Raw genomic sequence first — 19101 nt, 5'->3', positions numbered from 1 at the left:
GAATAGGGGCTGTTAGGAGGTGTTTTTGAATGGGGGATATCAAGTTGGCTTATTGTAAGGAATGTGGGCACGCGCTATCGGAGAACGCCACCTTTTGTAAGGAATGTGGTACTAAGCTGGGGAGCACGGCAGGGAGCCGGGGACCTGCCCCGCTTCAACGGAGTACGGATCAAGCCTCTGCACCGTCACCTTCACGACCGATGTCCAAGAGGACGAAGTGGATTCTGGCCTCGGCTGGCGCATTGATCGTGGTTCTGATTGCCGGTTATAAGACGGGTGAATATTTGTTCTCGAAGGAGCGGCTTGTAAGCCGGTTTGAATCCGCGCTTCAGGCGAGAGACAGTGCCGCGGTGGCTTCCTTGCTTACCTCTAATGACAAGCAGCTGGTAATTAATGAGGCTTCCGTTAAGAATTTGATGGCTTATCTGGCAAAACACCCGGACGAAATGAGCCGGATGCTTGAGGACCTGAAGTCACAGGCTAAGCAAACCGGGGATGACAGCTATTCGGGGGGTACCATCAAGCTGGAGAAGGAAGGCAGAAAGCTGCTTATTTACGATAATTATGAACTGGATGTGACCCCGGTCTATCTGAAGCTGGGCACAAATTATAAGAATGTCAGTCTGACGGTGGACGGCAAGGAAGTGGCTAAGTCCAATCAGGAGGACTTCGAGAAGACAGTAGGGCCTTACTTGCCGGGAACCTACAAGCTGGAGGCCAGACTCAAGACTGATTTTGTGGATTTGGTGAAGACCGAGGAAGCCGACTTGTTCGGGGAGGGCCGGGATTACTCAGAGAATTTGGAGCTGCAGGGAGAGCAGGTCTCGATCTCTACAGGGCTTGGCACGGACACCGGGCTTAAGGGAAGGCTGTTCATCAATGGCAAGAATGTGGGGATAGACCCATTTGCTGAAACCTCCTTTGGGCCGGTCATGACCGATGGCTCGGTGAAGCTGGCTGTGGAAGGCGATTACCCTTGGGGAACGATGAGATCGGGGGAAGTAGCTATCGGTGGAGCCGATGTGCGGGTGAACCTGGCCTCCAATTCTGACCTGCAGACCGGTCTGATGAATATTATAGTGAAGCATGCAGTAGAGAAGCTTAAGGCCTACACCTCTGGCAATGCTTCCGCATTCACTGCCGTGACCGGGAATTACAAGACGAATGAGAGTTCCCGAATTCAGTACAACCTACAATCCGGGTCCTATTATAAAGGCAAATATCTAGGGACCAGCTTTGATCTGGATTCTTTTGATCTCTATTATGAGAATGGCCAGTGGCATGTCTCCTTCCTGGCTCAGAGCAAGTACAATGAAGATACGTTCTACCAGGGAGAAATCCCGGTTATGGAGGACACGACTCGTGACGAGCGTTTTATTCTGGTCTATGACGAGACTCGGAAGGCTTGGTTGATTGATTCAGAGGAGCAGTCTTATAGTTACAGCAGTGACCATGTTAAGGAAATCACGGAGAAGTCGCCTCAGGTGTTCACAAGTTCGGGGGTGTCCGCGACCAAATCTTCAGCCGGATCCACAGAAGCTGAGTCTACCGCGCTCCAGACGTTCATGAGTAATTATTTAAGTGTCTCTGTTGATGCGATCAACAGCCGCAGCTTCAATGACGTTGCTTACTTGATCGACCCGGCGGGTCCGGCTTATAAGGAATCCTCCAGTTATATCGATCATCTGAATGAGAAAGGCATTACGGAAGAGCTGTTGTCTGCAACAGTAACCGGCTTCAAAGCCAGTGCTGACAACAAAAGCTATGAAGTCAACACGACCGAGGAGTACAACATCAGCTATAGCAACGGAACAACCAAATACAAGAAATTCAATTCGGTGTACAAGCTGGTTGTTCTTGACGGCTCGCTGCGTTTAAATAAGCTGATCAGCACCAAGGAACAATAACTCTATATGCGAAAGACGAGAAGCCGTGGCTGACTGAGCCCTTCTATGTCCTGCTTCATGATTAAAAGGCCCCTTTTTTCGGGGCCTTTTTGTATTAGTAGTGTAATCTTAAGCAGACCTACTTGAATACGCTGTGAGTCAGGCTGGTCCTGCACGCTCCTGCAGGTCATGGTATTGCTTTGGTTGTGATTGTGGGATAACATTTTATATGTACATGCAAATTCGGTATCTAGTATCTAAATGTATACCTTGTAGAAAGGGATGATATAAATGAAAGACGGGAAGAAACTCCCTGCAGTCTGTCCAAGTGAAGAGGGGTGTCCAGTGGAGTATACTCTCGGGGTGATTGGCGGTAAGTGGAAGGGCGTAATATTGTACCATCTGATCGATGGAGCCAAGCGCTTTAATGAGCTTCGCAAAATCTGTCCGGCCATCACGCAGCGGATGTTGACCTTGCAGCTCAGAGAGCTGGAGCAGGACGGAGTTGTCCACCGTGAGGTGTATCAGCAGGTTCCTCCCAAGGTGGAGTATTCCCTTACTGCCTTTGGGCGGACGCTTGAGCCGATCATACTCAGTATGAAGCGGTGGGGAGAGATTTACAAGGTGAAGTCGGAGAATGGGGAGAAGACCGAGGTCAGGGTTTAGTTTAAAGCCTGCTTCTTGTACACCCAAGGAGATAGGGGATGCCGATGCCGGAGTAAGGAAGCATCAGTTTATAATCTATACTTTAAAGAGGAAACTAGGTTTTGGTCCACAGTGTGCTTCTGCAACTTGTGAGCCTCCGTTCCCTTGTTTAAGTGGCACAGCGGTGAGAGCAACTTTTTTCGGTGACATCCGGACATATACAGAACTCTTGTAACAAAGCCAGAGGCCGTCCTATCAGGACGGCCTCTTCTCTACAGATATAGATAGGTTCACTACCCTTTTATTTTAGTCCCATGGCCTGAGCGACAAGCTCATAGGATCTGAGGCGTGCCGTATGATCATACACCTGAGCAGCCACGATCAGCTCATTCGCTCCAGTCTCCTGGATGATGCGTTCCAGCCGGGTGCGTACGATGTCAGACGTGCCCACGACTGAGTAGCGCAGCTTATCCTGGATAATTGCCTTCTCATGAGCATTCCAAAGGGGCTCCATGCTTTCAACTGGAGGATTAAGCGGGCCGGTGCGGCCCCGAATCAGGTTCAGGAACTGCTGGAGCTGCGAAGTGGCCAGGAAGTGGGCCTCCTTGTCGGTATCAGCAGCCACTGCATTCAATCCGACCATGACATAAGGCTCGCTTAGATGCTCGGATGGCTGGAAGTTCCGGCGGTACAAGTCGAGAGCGGGAAGCAGATAGTCTGGCGCGAAATGGCTGGCAAAGGCAAAAGGCAGCCCCAGCTTCCCGGCCAGGGTGGCGCTGAATCCGCTGGAGCCAAGAAGCCAGATCGGGATGTTCAGTCCTTCCCCTGGCACGGCTCTAACCAGCGTGGAGCCGGAGCTCAGTGTGGGGTTAAAGTAAGCCCGCAGCTCAGCCAGGCGTTCGGGGAAGTCCTGCCCGTCACTTGCAGCGCCTCGGCGGAGAGCACGGGATGCGGGCTGATCGGAACCCGGGGCTCTGCCGAGGCCAAGATCAATCCGGCCCGGGTACAACGATTCCAGGGTCCCGAACTGTTCCGCGATCACTAGCGGAGCGTGGTTGGGCAGCATGATGCCGCCTGAGCCAACGCGAATAGTCTTCGTGCCGGCCGCGATATGACTGATGACCAGAGACGTAGCGGAGCTTGCCACGCCGGGCATATTATGATGCTCGGCAAGCCAATAACGGTGATAGCCCCACTGTTCGGCATGCCTTGCCAGATCCAGAGAATTACGGAAAGAGTCTGCCGGTGTGCCTTGAGTAGTAATCGGTGCCAGATCTAATATAGATAAGCGGACGCCATCCGAGCTTGTGGATGACGGATAACCCGATGATGGATTATGCATGATGAATGAGTCCCTCCCTAATCTTCTTCAGGTAATGGCATTGGCTGGGTAAACCGAGTGCCTTATTTGTATTATAAACCTCTGTGGCAAATCCCACCCCCGTTTCTGAGTTAGGCAGGAAAGAACTAGGTAATTTATGCCAATTTGGAACATTTTTTTACATTGTTTAGGCACAAAGTCTTGTGAAGTTTGTTATAATTGACCCAAATAAACCCCGATAATGAGCAGAAGAGGTGGTGAACTATATGGAATAAACTTATAGAGTGAACCCGGTTCAATCTTAGGTTTAGTCTATATAGCCGGTATGAATATTAATTTGGATATGCAAACGGTATTTATCTCCATCGTAATCGGACATGTGTTCACGGTAATTCTGGTTAGCGCTTATCGTCATAAGCATATGAAGGATACCGCGGTAAATTGGTTTTTTGTCTCCAGATGTCTGCAGTCCCTTGCCTGGGGATTCCTTGCATTTCGGAATGTTCTGCCGGAGAGTGTGACGGTTCCTCTTCTGAATTCGGTTCTGTTCACCGGCTCCGTATTTGAGACGATAGCTCTGCTTCGGGTCCAAAACGTGTTTACGAGGAAAGTAAGAAAGTTTTATCTGTGGTTTACGTTATTTTTTATCGCCGGGTTTATGAGCATTTACTATTTGTTTAATAATGAAAGTTTGCGTATTGTGTATGCTTCGCTGTGTACGTCTGTGCTGATCATTTACCCAGCTTACCGGATGCTCACGAACCGCAAGGCGTCCACCCTGATGAGAACCATGGGCTTCTTCTATGGCCTGGTGAGCCTTGGACTTATCGGGAGAGCCGTAATGGAGGCGGAGGTTTTTGGACATATGAGCCTCTTTTACCCTGGAATTTATCAGGTTCTTCAGTTCATGTCCCTATACTTCATTATGATTCTCGGGAACACCGGGTTTATTCTGCTTGCGAAGGAGCGGGCGGACGATCACTTAATGCGACTGGCCAGCTATGATGACCTGACAGAAGTGCTGAACCGGAGAAGTTTTATTCAGAAGGCGGAGGCAGACGTTGAGATCATGGCGAATCAGGGGGGACCCGTCTCTTTTATTCTGTTCGATATCGACGAATACAAGGGAATTAATGATACTTATGGTCATGATGTCGGGGATCAGGTGCTCAAGTATTTAAGTAGACTAGTTCAAGAGAAGCTGGGGGACAAGGGCTATCTGGGGAGATATGGCGGAGATGAATTCGCGATATTTCTTCCAGGTATGAATGAGACGGAGGCCGAGGAGATGGCCGAGCAGCTGCGGGCGTCGATCTCCATATCAAAACCCGCCCGCTTCCCATTTCAGTTCACAGTAAGTATGGGGCTTGTTAGTGTGCCAGCCAGCCGCGAGACACGGATCAGCCGACTGTATCAGATCAGCGATCAGGCCCTGTACGAGGCCAAAAGATGCGGCCGCAACCAGGTAGTGCGAAGCAAATCAAGCTAGGGAACGATGTTGCCTGGCTTATTTGTGCTGCCTTTCTGATTGCATTTGCTCAGACAGGGGTACAATATTGCTGTGATTGCCGTCATGAGGGCTGTTTCGGAGCTGGTGAAATGGTCTAGAATATAAAAAAGTATATATTTTATACTTAGTTACGAAATTGTGCGTAATTGCTTTTCATTATGTAAGAGTGAATAATGTATGTATGGTTATTGAATAATCAAACTTCCCGGATGATGAGATGGTGTGGAGATATACATACAGACTGGCATTTTGGGGGTTATGACCAAATACCGAATAGATATAAGGAGGATATGAAGATGTCGACCCACTTATTTACTCCTTTCCGTTTAAAGGATTTGGAGCTTAAGAACCGTATTGTTATGGCACCGATGTGCCAATATTCTGTAACCGCTAAGGACGGTATTCCGAATGACTGGCACTATGTTCACTATGTGACCCGTGCTGTTGGTGGAACCGGCCTGATTATTATTGAGATGACCGATGTGGAGCCAGACGGCCGTATTTCTGATTATGATCTTGGCTTGTGGTCCGATGACCATATCCCGGCATTCGCCCGTATTGTGCAGGGTGTGCATGCGAATGGGGCGAAGGTGGGTATTCAAATTGCCCACGCAGGCCGGAAGGCTGAAGATGCTGCGGAGCCTGTAGCCCCTTCTGCGATCCAGTTCCCTGGTGCCCCGTATAAAATGCCCCGCGCTCTGACAACCAGCGAGGTGCAGGACAGAGTCCGCATGTTCGGGGATGCCGCCCGGCGTGCGGTAGAGGCTGGTGTAGACACCATTGAGCTTCATGGTGCCCATGGTTATTTGATTCATCAGTTCCAGTCGGCTCTGACGAACAAGCGTGATGATGTGTACGGCCAGGATTTATCGAGATTCGGAGTTGAAGTTATTCAGGCCGTCAAAAAAGAAATGCCCGCTGGCATGCCGCTCATCTTCCGTATCTCCGCAGTTGAATATGCGGATGGCGGCTATGATGTAGACCATGCCATCGAACTGTCCAAGGCGTATGTTGCCGCCGGAGTGGACATCATCCATGTAAGCACGGGCGGTGAAGGTCCGGCTGGAGCACGCAAGCCGGGGAACTATCCGGGCTATCAAGTGCCATTCGCCCGGAAGATACGCGAAGCGCTGAATGTTCCGGTGATCGCGGTTGGCATGCTGGAAGATCCGGCGTTGGCCGAAGCGGTGGTGGGCAACGAAGATGCCGATCTTGTGGCGATTGCCCGCGGCATGCTCCGTGATCCATACTGGGCCACGCATGCGGCAGTAGCCAAGAAGCATGGCGATCATGACCGCCATATCCCGGAACAGTATACCCGGGGATATTAATCTTATAGGCTGAATCTTGCAGGAGGCCGTCCCAACAGCGAGTAGTACAGCAGTTTGGACGGCCTTTTGCAAAAAAAGTAAGCAAAGTGCCAGCCCAGGGTGACTATCCCTGGACTGGCACTTTGCTATTTTGGACTATTACATGCTTATTTAGAAATTTATGAAGTATAGGCCAAGGAACGGTTTTTTGTGCTTTGAGTTAGTTTGTTCTTGGTGAGAGATTTCACCGGAGCGGCTTAAGAGACGAACATTGCGGACAAGCGAAAGCTAGCGGTCGCCTTTCGTCCTGGATGCTATCCCCTAAAAACACAAACTGAACTTCTAAGCTCAAAAAGGGACCGCCTATAGGGCGGCCTCTTGCCTTGTCTAGGGTTACTTTCGAGCCTGGCAGATCGTAGGGAGTAGATTATGCTACAATTCTAATCAGATCAAGGTGTCGTGAAGCGGGTTAAGATGACCCGGTTTGGCATTAAAGGCTAAGGAGCCGATGAATTGTGGAACGAAGGAAGGAGAGCCTAACATGAACAAAACAGACCGGATGCTGGCGATCATGCTAATGCTGCAGTCAAGGGGAACGCTGCGGGCGGAGGACCTGGCCTCCACCTTTGAAACGAGTATCCGTACGATCTACCGGGATATGCAGGCGCTGAGTGAAGCCGGTGTGCCTGTCGTGGGGGCACCGGGAACGGGATACTCTTTGATGGAAGGATACTTCCTGCCCCCAGTGAGCTTTACCGCCGACGAGGCTGTTGCACTCCTAATTGGGACGGACTTCATTATCCACAATTTTGAGGAGAATTACCGGGATTCTGCCGAGAGCTCACGGATGAAGATTGAAGCGATCCTCCCGGAACGTGTCCGTACGGAGGCGGACAGGGTTAGAGGCACAACCCGTCTGCTGATGGATGCGGAGTCCTGGGCCCGTTCAAGCCGGGAGAATCCTACCCTGGCCCTGCTTCGTACAGCTGTGATAAAGGGGAATAAAGTCCGCTTCAATTATGTGAAGGCCATAACTGGCCCTAGCGGAGAACGCTTCAGCAGCCGGACGGTATCCCCTTATGGACTGGTTCTTCTGAGGGGCAGGTGGATGCTGGTGGCTTATTGTGAACTCAGGCAGGAGATCCGTCATTTCCGGGTGTCCCGGATGCAGGATATCAGCATGCTGGAGGAACAGGCGGTTCGCCCGGCGGATTTCAATTTGGCGGTCTACTCGCCACCGGATGACCGGGAGCTGCGGGTACGGATTGAGGCTGATCCGGAGCTTGCAGACCAGCTACGGGAGAAAGGCAGCTATTATGTAGAGCAGGTTACCGAGCGGGAGGGGCGGCTCATTGTAGATCTGCGGGCCCGTCATGTGAATGAGATTCTGGGCTGGATCCTGAGCTTCGGCTCCAGAATGCGTGTACTGGAACCGGAAGCCGTCCGAATGAAGATTCGTGACGAGCTGCGGCAAATGGCAGAGAGCTACTGACATAATGCTGTCAGGAGGGATGCGGTATCTTAACTACAAGATGATTTTCCTGCCAGCCAGGAATCACGCATACTGAAGGGGGCACACTGCCAATGAACATTAAAAGTATATCTGAGATTATTCATGAAATGGAGAACTGGACCGCCCACTATGAGGAGAATGTGAACCGGTTTGGTCTGGAACAGCTTCAGCAGGTTCACACCGAAGGAGGATGGTCCCTCGGCCAAATGTATGTGCATTTGATCGGCTCCGCCCTATATATGCAGCTCCGCAGCGCACAGCGATGTCTGGAGGGGGAGGAAGAGCTGTCCCGGGAAGCATTCAAGACAGAAGTGGGCGAGGCAGTGTTCAAGCTCGGGGGCTTTCCTCCGATACGGGTTCAGGTTCCACCTTCCCCGCAGTATACTCCCCAGCAGCCAACAAGCCGGGAACAGCTTTTGGATGGGTTCAAGGAGGTGCTGGAGCAGATGAAGGCTTTAGAGCCAAAGCTGGAGAATTACGATGAGCAATATAAGGCACCTCACCCAAGACTCGGAGCCTTATCCGCTATGGAATGGTTCGCCCTTACGGAGATGCATTATCGTCATCATCTGCTTCAAGAGGAGCGGCTGTTACAGGCTTTGGAATCCTGACACTAGGCAGAGCTTAGCATAAACAAGAACCTCAAGTGGGCAGCACGGGTTGGGCAGATTCAGGTCTACATAGAACAGGCCAACTGCTGCCGGCCATGCTGCCGGACTTTGAAGGTTCTTTGTATGTGAACCGGCGGAAGGGATGGGCCGCCGGAGGCGATATTTGTTCAACTCCTCTACTATATTAAAATGAACTTTAGAATTAACCGGTCTCAGCTTCGATCCCGAGTGATTCTGTAGAAGCGGAGCGTCCGCCTTTGTCTCCGAAATGCCCCACTGATATCTAGTTCAAGCATTTCGGATACAACAGCGGCCTTAAAGAACACTCGGCATCGCAGCGCGCCGAATAGGACAACTTTCATAAGTTCATTTTATATAACTTCTTTACTAATTCCTCTATTAATTCTCCTATCTCATGTGAGAGGGTCCAACCGATTTCACCTTCCATTTGACGTTATTCGACAAAATATTTCATAATTCTTCATTTTTCTATTGAATTATTGGTAAAAACTAGTTTATATTCCTATATAAGAAGATAAGTTATCTATGAATTAAGTTAAGCCACCTAGAGGAGCACGCATGAAGAGACAATGGTTGTGGGTCCTGATCAGCATGGGCCTTGTTTTTATTTTTCCTATATCCATGATGATCTCCATCATTCAGTCTTCTCCGCTAAAGCCGCAGGCTCAAGGGGGATACTTGGATTTAAGTGATTGGGACTTTCAGAGCCGGGGGCGGGTGGAGCTGAAGGGGGAGTGGGAGTTCTACAGGAGCCAGCTCCTGAAGCCGCAGGATTTCCAACGGGCAGCCGCAGGGGCCCAGAGGCCAAATCTTTCCGGGCTGGTTCAGGTGCCGGGCGAATGGAATTCCTACATCTCATCGGACGGCAGGCCGGCTTCGCTTGGCTACGGGACCTATCGGCTGAGAATCAAGCTAAGGGATCAGACCGGCAGTCACATTTACGGAATCCGCACGGATAGTATCCGCATGTCCAACCGCGTGTATATAAACGGGCAGGAGGTCGGCGCAAGCGGGAACCCGTCACCAGGTGGCGGATCGTCCGGGAACATTCCCTTTACCGCATTCTTCCCTCTTCGTGGAAGCCTTGCCGAGATTGTGGTCCAAGTTGCGAATTACAGCTACTCATCGGGAGGCATCATTACGCCGATCTTGTTTGGGGATGGAACATCGGTCTTAGGATCGTATCAGGCCAGTCTGCTCGAAGACCTGATTACTGGAATCGGTTTTTTGCTGTTCAGCCTGCACTTCTTATATGTTTTCCGCAATAGGAAGCATGAATATGCGTCCCTGCCGCTAAGCGGCCTTTGTGTAGCGGGATTGGTTTACGTGTTAACACACGGGCAAAAGCTGATCGGAGTGATTGTACCGGGACTCTCCTATGAAATTATTTTGAGAATCCAGCTGATCGCTGCCACCTTGGTGTATTTTTTCCTTGTCAGGTATGTGGCGGCCTCCATTCCCCAGGTCATTTCCAGAAGGGCTATTGTGGCGTCCAACCTGCTAACCGCTGTTCAGATCGGAGCGGGGGTCCTGCTGCCAGCACGGATTTTCTCGGAGTGGGACATGCTTGTGTTAGCCTATGGGTTTGCCTGCGTGTCTTATATCTTCTATGTGATGTTAAAAGGGATGAGGCAGTACACCGGACACAGCATTCTGATGCTCACCGGGGGGCTCAGTCTCCTGGCTATCATTATTGTTAAGCTGTTCAATGTTAGCGGGGTACTTCAGAGTGATGTGTTTGTCATCTACGAAATTTTGATTTTTGTCTCGGTGCAGACGCTGCTGTTGTCCAGGCGCTTCACCGACTCTTACCGTGAGGCGGAGAACCTTTCAAACCGGCTGCTTACGCTTGACGGACTTAAAGATGAATTGATGGTCAACACTTCCCATGAGCTCAGAACGCCTCTGCATGCCATCGTTAACATTTCGGAATCGATGCTTGGGGGAGCGGCTGGCCCGCTAAGCCCCGCGCAGGCGGAACATGTGTCGCTGGTTGCCTCAACGGGGAAAAGACTGGCCCTTCTGATCGATGGATTGCTCGATTTCACCAGGCTTCGGGCCGGGGACATGGAGCTGAAGCTGGGGCCTGTCGATCTTTCCTCAACAATCCGGACCGTGTGGGAGGTCATCAGTCTAACGGCCTTAAATAAGGAGATCCGGTTCATTCAGAAGTGGCCGGAGGATCTGCCAAAGGTATATATGGACGAAGGCCGGCTTCAGCAAATTTTGCTTAAGCTGCTCAGCAATGCTGTCAGATATACAGACCAGGGCGAGATCACGGTAAGCGCGTGGAGAGAAGAAGACCGGGTGAGCTTTACTGTGGAGGATACGGGCGTGGGGATGCCGGCACGTTATGTGTCGGAGCTGTCCGAGCTGTTCTCTCGAAGAATAAGCCCGCTTCTGAACGAATACAGTGTTCCGGGGCTCGGACTGCGGGTGGTTTCGGAGCTGATCAAGCTTGCCGGTGGATCGATCGAAGTGAAATCAGTTGAAGGAAGCGGGACCGCTTTTCGTGTGACTCTGCCTGTGGCAGAAGAAGGCCAATCTGCGGAGATGGACCGGGAGCAGCACCCCTTCCCATCAGCCGGGAAAGATCGCCGTGCGAACCTGTCTGAGGCCGTGCCTTCTTCCAGGTTTCAGGTAAGGCTGCGAAGTATAGAGGAGGCGACCGGGGACGGAGGAGAACACGAGTTTACTGTGCTGATCGTGGACGATGATCCGGTGAATTTGAAGGTGCTGGAGAGTCTGCTTCATGTCGAGAGCTATCACGTTATCCCGGTGGCCAGCGGGCAGGCTGCGCTTAATGAGATTAAAACTAATCCCAGAATTGATCTCATTATTCTGGATTGGATGATGCCGGGAATGTCAGGGCTTGAACTGTGCCGGACCCTTCGCGGGACGTTTATGCTGGCCGAGCTGCCTGTGCTGATGCTGACAGCCCGCAGCAGCCCTGAGGACGTCCAGGCCGGGTTCGAAGCGGGCATTAACGACTTTCTAAGCAAGCCGGTCAATGGTGTGGAACTGCGGGCAAGGGTCAGAACGCTGCTGCAGCTTAAGCAGTCCGTACAGACTGCGGTCCGCACAGAGATGGCCTTCCTGCAAGCTCAGATCAAGCCGCATTTTCTGTATAATGCGCTGAATACCATGATTGCCCTATGTCCGGTGGACCCGGATAAAACAATGAGGATGCTGCTTGAACTGAGCCAGTACCTGAGAGGCAGCTTTGACTTCCGCAACAGGGATCAGCTCGTTCCCCTGCACAAAGAGATGGAACTGGTAGAGTCCTATATTTACTTGGAAAAGGCTAGGTTTGAAGACCGACTTCAAATGGAGTATACCGTTGAGGGAGATCTTCAGGTCATGATTCCCCCGCTCAGCATTCAGCCTATAGTGGAGAACGCGGTCAGGCACGGGGTTATGGAGCGGTCCGCTGGAGGAAGAGTTCATCTACAGATTACCGTGATGAAAGAGAAGGTGCAGGTAACCGTGACTGATAACGGGGTTGGCATGACACCAGAACAGGTGGAGAGTCTGCTGTCGCCTCAGGCACCGCAGCGTGGCGTAGGTCTCAGAAATATCCATCAGCGGCTGAAGACACTGAATTATCAGGGCCTTTACATCGAGAGTCAGCTAGGCCAGGGAACAAGCGTATCCTTCGAGCTGCCGAGCATCTCAGTGCATCAAGCCAGTAGGGAATAGGAGAGAAACGGATGAAAGCTGTTTTAATTGACGATGAGAAACCAGCGCTGCTGCAGCTGGAGCGGCTGCTGCTAGGTGATGGGCGCGTGAGTGTCCTGGAACGGTTCACCTCCGTTCAGGAGGGGCTTGATTTTTTAAAACATGAAAAAGTGGATGTGGTCTTCCTCGATATCGGCATGCCGGAAATGAATGGCCTTGAGGCGGGGGAATACATCCAACAGCTGAATCCATCTATTCGAATCGTCTATATTACCGCTTATTCGCAGTATGCCCTGGAAGCCTTCGAGCTGTATGCGCTGGATTATGTGCTTAAGCCGGTCATGCCTGAGAGGCTCGTTAAGACGATAGACCGGTTGGAGGCGGTTATGAGCCCGGTGCCTGAACGAGCACAGCCTACAGAGGATACAGGAATCTTCAGGATTCAGCTGTTCAAACGGCTGGTGCTGCCGGATATTCACGCACTGGATGGCAAAAAATTAAGACTCCGCACAGCTAAAGCCCAGGAGCTGCTGGCTTATCTCTTGAACCTGGACGGGGAGTGGGCATCGAAGGATCGTATACTTGAAGCCGTGTGGCAGGGGTATCCCCTGGATAAGTCCATCACACATCTCCATACCGCCATTTATCAAATCCGGAAGCTGCTGCGGGACCTTGGAGCCGACGCCGAAATTGAATACGCCCATGAGAATTACCGTCTGAAAAAAGGGAAAGTCAGCACCGATGTGGAGCAGTTCGAGCTTAAATTGGAGAGACTGGGAGAAGCCGGGGGACAGGAGCATCGGGAGATTGCCGAGCAAGCGGCTGCCCTTTACCGCGGGGGATATCTGGAAGAGCATGATTATGAGTGGGCCAAGTCCAGACGTGCGGAGCTGGACAGGAAATATATTGAGCTTGTGCTCGACCTGGCCAAATATGAGCTGGGCTGTGGACAGGCCAGCAAAGCGGTTAGGCGGCTGCTGATTATAGCCGAAATGGACCCGTACTCAGACCGGATCAGCAGGCTGCTTATTGAAGCTTACGGAAGGTTAGAGGAATATACGGAATTACGCACTTATTATGAACAGTTTAGAAGCCTGCTCCAGGAGGATCTGGGCCTGAATCCTGAAGAGGAGACGCGGCGCAGATATGCCCACTGGGTGGAGATGATGAAGAAATAGCAGATTTGGCCGGGAGGCGCTGTTTGACCGCAGGTATGGCGGAGCAGCGTCTTTTTAGTTTGATTTAGTTCTTTAGTCCTGCGCAGCGATGGTTCAGAAATGGTTCAGTGGACCTTGTTATTCTAGTAGAAATATTAGATTTTACTAGAAGAATGAGAGGGAAGACATTGGACAAACAGAGATTAATCAGCAAGATTGCATCGATTCCACTCGCCGTAGGTTTGATCGCCGGAGGAGCTGCACCTTACGCTTTTGCGGATGCGGCAGCGGGGGTGGGAACGGGAACTACTTCATTGCCTGTCTCTAAAGTATCTCTAGCTTCCGTACAGCCGGCTTATATCTCGCCGCAGATCGACACAGATTCAAGCCAGAAGGTAAGAGTTATTGTTCAGCTTACTGCGGAACCGGCTGCGGTGGGGATGTATGCCAGCAAAATGGGTGTTGCCAGCCTGACTGCGGAATCGGCTGAACAGGCAGCCGACAGCCAGCAGTCCACTGTGCTCAGCAAAGCCAAGGCTGCGGGCATCAATCTGACCGTAAATTACAAGTATGATACGGTTCTGAACGGCATGGAAGTCTCCATTCCCGCGGATCAGATTCCGGCTCTAGCCGCCATCCCGGGGGTTAAGTCGGTCAGTGAGAACCATACGTATTTCAGTGTTCCCAAGGAAGAACAGAATGGCCTTGACGCTCAAAGCCCTTTCTATGATATTAACCCGCTCAAGCAGATCGGTGTTGAGAGAGCCTGGGACAACAATTTGACGGGTGAACACCTGAAGGTGGGAGTCATTGATACCGGGATTGATTACAATCACCCGGATCTGAAGGGTGCCTACAAAGGTGGATATGACTCGATCAATCAGGATGATGATCCGTATGAGGATATTCCAGGCGGTTCGTCAGCGGGCTCCCAGCATGGCACTCATGTATCTGGTACAATCGCCGGCAGAGCAGCAAATACGTCCTCGGACATTGTGCAAAAGGGAGTAGCTTACAACGTCGATTTATATGTATACAAGGTTCTGGGTTATGACCCTGGAGAGAAGAAGGCAGTAGGTTCCTCCGCTCAGGTAATTGACGGGATCGAGCACGCAGTCGAGGCGAAGATGGATGTCATCAACCTTTCTCTGGGCTCTGACCTGGAAAAGGACGTGAATACTCCGGACGCCATCGCCATTAATAACGCCGTGCTGGCAGGGGTAACCGCAGTCGTGGCCAACGGCAACGCGGCAGGCAATGGGGAGTATTACTACACCATGGGTTCCCCGGCTTCTTCCCAGCTCGCCATTTCGGTTGGAGCGGTGAACAGCACTAGCAACCACTATACAGGAACGGTGAATTGGTCGCTGGGAGCACCAGGTCAGAACCTGACTAATGCGGCCCCAGGGCTTCAAGCCGCAGACACACAATCTGCTGGTTCGGCGGCTCAGAAGGATGCTGGCGGCCAGGAAGCGGCCGGTACGAGTCCAGCCAGTTCCGACCCGGCTGCCTCTGATGCAGTGAAGGCGGACGATGCTAGTACATCAGCTGCTGCTGCGGGTGCCCTAGAGGGAACTGAAGCTACAGCTAAGCAAGATACAGCCTCTAATCAAGATCAGACGGCTAATGCCCCTGAGCCTGATGCTGCAGCTGTAGTACAGGGAGGCTCTGCACCTGAGGCAGACCATACAGACGCGGCTGCGGGTGAAACTCAGACTAAAGCTGAAGCGGTCCCAGCTGCTTCTCCTCAAGTGAATGTGAATATAACTCCGCAGTCAGGCAGCTCAGAGGACATGGCTTTGATGGCATGGCGGACCAACCAGGAGGATTTCGCCGCTGTTCTCGGTACAGACCCAATTGATGCTGTTTACGTGGGTCTTGGCCAACAAGGTGACTATGAGGGTAGAGATGTGACGGGTAAAGTCGCTTTCATTTCCCGTGGCAAAAGCGCATTTGCCGATAAAGTGAAGTTGGCCAAGGATCACGGGGCCAAGGCAGTAGTTATGTTCAACGGGATTAATTCCAGTGACACAGAAGTTCAACTGGATGACACCAAGATTAATAGCAGCCGGAACGGGCATATCGGAAGTGCAGGCTATCTCGGCGACAGCCTGGAGTACATTCCGGCGTTTGACATGACAGGAACCGAGGGCCGGGCACTGGCCAGACAAGTTCTGGCTAATCCGGATGAGCCGCTGTATTTCACCTTTGGCAGTAACTATGATAAGAACACTTCGCGGGGGGATATCATAGCTGATTTCAGCTCCAGAGGGCCTGATTCAGATGTCAATCTGAGCATTAAACCAGACTTGGTTGCACCAGGCGTTAACATCATGTCTACCTGGCCGGCATACGGTCAACAGGATTACGAATACAGCGAAGCTTATTCGCGCATCAGCGGCACCAGCATGGCGACCCCGCATGTGGCTGGCCTTGCCTTGCTGCTTAAGCAGGAGCATCCGAACTGGAGTCCGTTCGATATCCGTGCGGCATTGGCGAACACTTCAGACGAGGTTTCGGATGCGAATGGAGTGCAATACGATGTGTACTCTGAAGGTGCAGGGCGCGTCAATATTGCCAAAGCGATCGATACTCCGGCGGTTCTGCAAGCCGTGGACAAGATCAACATCTTGGACAAGTACTTCGTATCGCATGAGGTGGACAATTACAGCTCATCTGCAAGCTTCGGTACTATGAAGGTTGGCGATGAAGCCAAGACCGAAGAGCTTCAAGTCAAGAACTTCTCAGGTCAACCGGTGGAATATGCAGCTTCCGTAGTTATGCATCCTTCGGTTACCAGCGATCCTATGAATCCGGTGGCTACTCCAGATGTAAATAACATAACAGCTAACCTTGTGAATCTTTCTGATGGTAAAGTTACCGTAGCTGGCAGCACTGACGGAACCGCAGCGGTATCCAAATTCACATTAAATGTGCAGCCTTCACCGGGTGCAGCGAACGGGGTCTACGAAGGGGAAGTGCTTCTAACCAGCACGACACCAGGAACTCCAGACCTTCATCTGCCATTTGTCGTTCATGTTGGAGACAGACCGGCCAATGGATTTGGCGTTCAGGACGTATCTGTTTCGCCTGCGTTAATCTGGACAGACGGGGAGAATACAGCGAAGAGCACGAGTGTGACTTATACACTAACAGCGAATGACGCCAACTATGTTGAGCTTGATGTCTATGGTCTTGACGACAACCTAATCGGGACCATGAAATCCCAAACAGTTCCTGCTGGACAGTACCTTCAGCCAGGTACCTATACGTTCAATCAAATTGATGGTACCTATACGGATGTAGGTGGCACCCCTGATCAGAAACTTGCACCGGGAACGTACAAGCTTGGGGTACTTGCAGCACAATTAGATGCACAGGGCTTACCGGTTAAGGATGTAAACGGAAACCCAATCGTGTATACCGCCTACGGTCAATTCCGCGTTACTTCCGCGGATATGGAGAAAGTGCTGCATCATGCGGATCAGTTCAAAAGTTTGGTGAACGTCGCCAACACAACAGAATTGGACAAAGCGGTTCTTAAATTCCCGGAGAACAATGAGTTCTCCTATAAAGTCATCAAGAGCACGAACTCCAGTTATATCGACGACAATGGAATTCTCAAGAAGATTCCGGCTTATAACGAATCCAAAATAAATACAGAGCTGAAAGTAGAGATTGGACTGAAGCAGCAAGCTGCTTCTGGCTTAACTCCAACTGTTCCAACTGCTTCCGTCTCAACAATCGTAAGTGTACCGGTCACGATCGCTCCGGCCGCACCGCCGGTGACACCGGATCCTACGCCAACACCAGATCCGACACCAGTGCCAAATCCGACGCCGACGCCGGACCCAACACCAGCACCGACACCGGGCCCAGCACCAGTGCCAAGTCCAACGCCGACACCAGCACCAGCACCGGCGCCAGTACCAACAACAAAGCCTTCAACCGGAGTGAATCCTTCTATTCCGGCGGTGATCAGCCAAGGCCAGACGCAGGTACAAGTGGCCGGCGCAGCTGCAAAGAACGGCAATGGGGTGTCCCTCTCCTTCAAGGACGAGGACCTGGCCAAGTCGGTAAAATCGGCATCATCGGCAGCCGCATTTGTTGTATCGGCAGCTGATACCGGCAGTCAGGAGCTTAAAGCAACGATCAGCCCTGCCCAGGTTCAGATTCTGGCTCAGGCTCCAGCCAAGAGTACTTTGGTTGTGAACAGCGAAGGCTCATCTGTCTCGCTTCCGCTGTCATTAATGAAGAGCGTTCCGGCAGACTCCGGAGTAGAGGTGGTTATTGCACCGGATGCCTCCAAGCAGGGTGTGTTCACTTCCCAGTCAGCAGGAAGCAGTGTGGTTGGAACTCCGGTGAGCTATGAGGTTAATGTAGTCAATGCTCAAGGAAGCAAGCCGATTCAAGCTAATAAGACGCCAATTAAACGCTCCTTTACAGTAAAAGGAACCATTAAACCGGGTGCAGCAGGGGTATTGTATGAAGAGAATGGAGTTGTCCGTCCGGCGGCATCCACATTTGCACCACAGGAAGACGGAACAACGATTGTAACGGTAAGCCGTCCAGGGTTCTCCACCTATGCGGTGGTGACCCGAAATGTAAGCTTCAGCGATATCTCTGCAAGCTGGGCCAAGGATCAGATTCAAGCTATGGCTAACAAGCTGCTCATTAACGGCACATCTGCGGATACGTTCTCGCCGAAGATGAATGTAACCCGGGCGGAATTCGCTTCCATGCTTGCACGGGCGCTGGGACTTGCTTCCGCGACTCCGGCATCCGTATTCTCGGATGTTAAGGCAGGCACATGGTATGCGGCCGATGTGGCTGCAGCCTATGAAGCAGGATTGATCAACGGTACGGGCAATGGCAAATTCGATCCGAACGCGCCGCTTACACGTGAGCAGTTGAGTGTAATCCTGTCCAAAGCAATGAAGCTTCTGGAGGTGTCCTCCAGCAATCCGTCCCACACTACCTATAGTGATGCGGGAACCGTATCCGGGTATGCCAAGGACAGTGTCCAGGCTGTAACTGAAGCCGGACTGATGCAGGGTGAGATTTCAGGAGGAGTCTTCTACTTCCACCCTGGGGTTACGACCAGCCGGGAGATGGCAGCCGCAACGATCTGGAAGCTGCTCAGCAAGGCGCAAATGGTAAACTAACTAACTAACTAACCCTATTGAGCGAGAAGTTTATCTGTTAAAAAGAACAAGCGTGCAAGCCCGCATCCGATAGAATGCGAGGCCTGCACGCTTGTTTGTTTATGTGCCAAATGAGCGCCTTTAGTCAGATCGGGATCGATCTTGAATGCGACATGCCCAAATTGTTGTGTTCATCACGTCGACCAGACGGTTAGCTATTATGTGTGATGATGCCTGTCGTCAACGTTGCTGCGGGTTCTGCTGAGCCGAGAGACAAGGGCGCACGCCATTATTCAAGCATGCCC

At 51.6% G+C, this 19101-nt stretch carries 10 protein-coding genes; 9 read left to right on the top strand and 1 reads right to left on the bottom strand.

The genetic code is table 11. The features are described 5' to 3' along the window. Positions 1 to 29 precede the first annotated feature (29 nt). Both KJS63_RS11640 and KJS63_RS11635 read left to right on the top strand, forming a co-directional pair. A complete protein-coding gene (locus tag KJS63_RS11640; protein ID WP_213619288.1) occupies positions 30 to 1907 on the top strand; it encodes a zinc ribbon domain-containing protein in 1878 nt (625 codons plus the stop codon). Between the two features lie 270 nt (positions 1908 to 2177). Next, positions 2178 to 2552: a winged helix-turn-helix transcriptional regulator gene (locus KJS63_RS11635; RefSeq protein ID WP_213619287.1), complete on the top strand. Its 375-nt coding sequence runs from the start codon at positions 2178 to 2180 to the stop codon at positions 2550 to 2552. 280 nt (positions 2553 to 2832) lie between these two features. Here the strand turns inward: KJS63_RS11635 and KJS63_RS11630 are convergent, their stop codons facing one another. Then, complete coding sequence (locus tag KJS63_RS11630) at positions 2833 to 3873, bottom strand: LLM class flavin-dependent oxidoreductase (RefSeq protein ID WP_213619286.1); 1041 nt, start codon at positions 3871 to 3873, stop codon at positions 2833 to 2835. Between the two features lie 322 nt (positions 3874 to 4195). On the opposite strand from KJS63_RS11630, the gene KJS63_RS11625 reads away from it, so the two are divergent. From KJS63_RS11625 to KJS63_RS26200, 7 genes are all read left to right on the top strand, one after another. Then, positions 4196 to 5341: a GGDEF domain-containing protein gene (locus tag KJS63_RS11625; protein WP_213619285.1), complete on the top strand. Its 1146-nt coding sequence runs from the start codon at positions 4196 to 4198 to the stop codon at positions 5339 to 5341. A 317-nt stretch (positions 5342 to 5658) separates the two neighbouring features. Continuing rightward, positions 5659 to 6693, top strand: coding sequence for an NADH:flavin oxidoreductase/NADH oxidase (locus tag KJS63_RS11620; RefSeq protein WP_213619284.1), 1035 nt, complete (start codon positions 5659 to 5661; stop codon positions 6691 to 6693). 520 nt (positions 6694 to 7213) lie between these two features. Then, the gene (locus tag KJS63_RS11615; RefSeq protein ID WP_213619283.1) at positions 7214 to 8164 is read left to right on the top strand and encodes a helix-turn-helix transcriptional regulator; all 951 of its coding nucleotides are present in this window, start codon (positions 7214 to 7216) and stop codon (positions 8162 to 8164) included. Positions 8165 to 8256: 92 nt separating this feature from the next. Beyond that, on the top strand, positions 8257 to 8796 hold the full coding sequence (locus tag KJS63_RS11610) for a DinB family protein (protein WP_213619282.1): 540 nt from the start codon (positions 8257 to 8259) through the stop codon (positions 8794 to 8796). A 579-nt stretch (positions 8797 to 9375) separates the two neighbouring features. Beyond that, positions 9376 to 12516, top strand: coding sequence for an ATP-binding protein (locus tag KJS63_RS11605; RefSeq protein WP_213619281.1), 3141 nt, complete (start codon positions 9376 to 9378; stop codon positions 12514 to 12516). Positions 12517 to 12527: 11 nt separating this feature from the next. Next, on the top strand, positions 12528 to 13673 hold the full coding sequence (locus KJS63_RS11600) for a response regulator (RefSeq protein ID WP_213619280.1): 1146 nt from the start codon (positions 12528 to 12530) through the stop codon (positions 13671 to 13673). Positions 13674 to 13840: 167 nt separating this feature from the next. Next, positions 13841 to 18817 carry a S8 family serine peptidase gene (locus KJS63_RS26200; RefSeq protein WP_244862576.1) on the top strand — a complete coding sequence of 1659 codons (4977 nt, stop codon included), beginning with the start codon at positions 13841 to 13843 and terminating at the stop codon, positions 18815 to 18817. The last annotated feature ends 284 nt before the right edge of the window (positions 18818 to 19101 follow it).

This window comes from Paenibacillus sp. J22TS3 (genome assembly GCF_018403205.1).
In the GTDB taxonomy this organism is placed as follows: domain Bacteria; phylum Bacillota; class Bacilli; order Paenibacillales; family Paenibacillaceae; genus Fontibacillus; species Fontibacillus tuaregi.
This window is presented reverse-complemented; position numbering and strand designations above follow the sequence as displayed.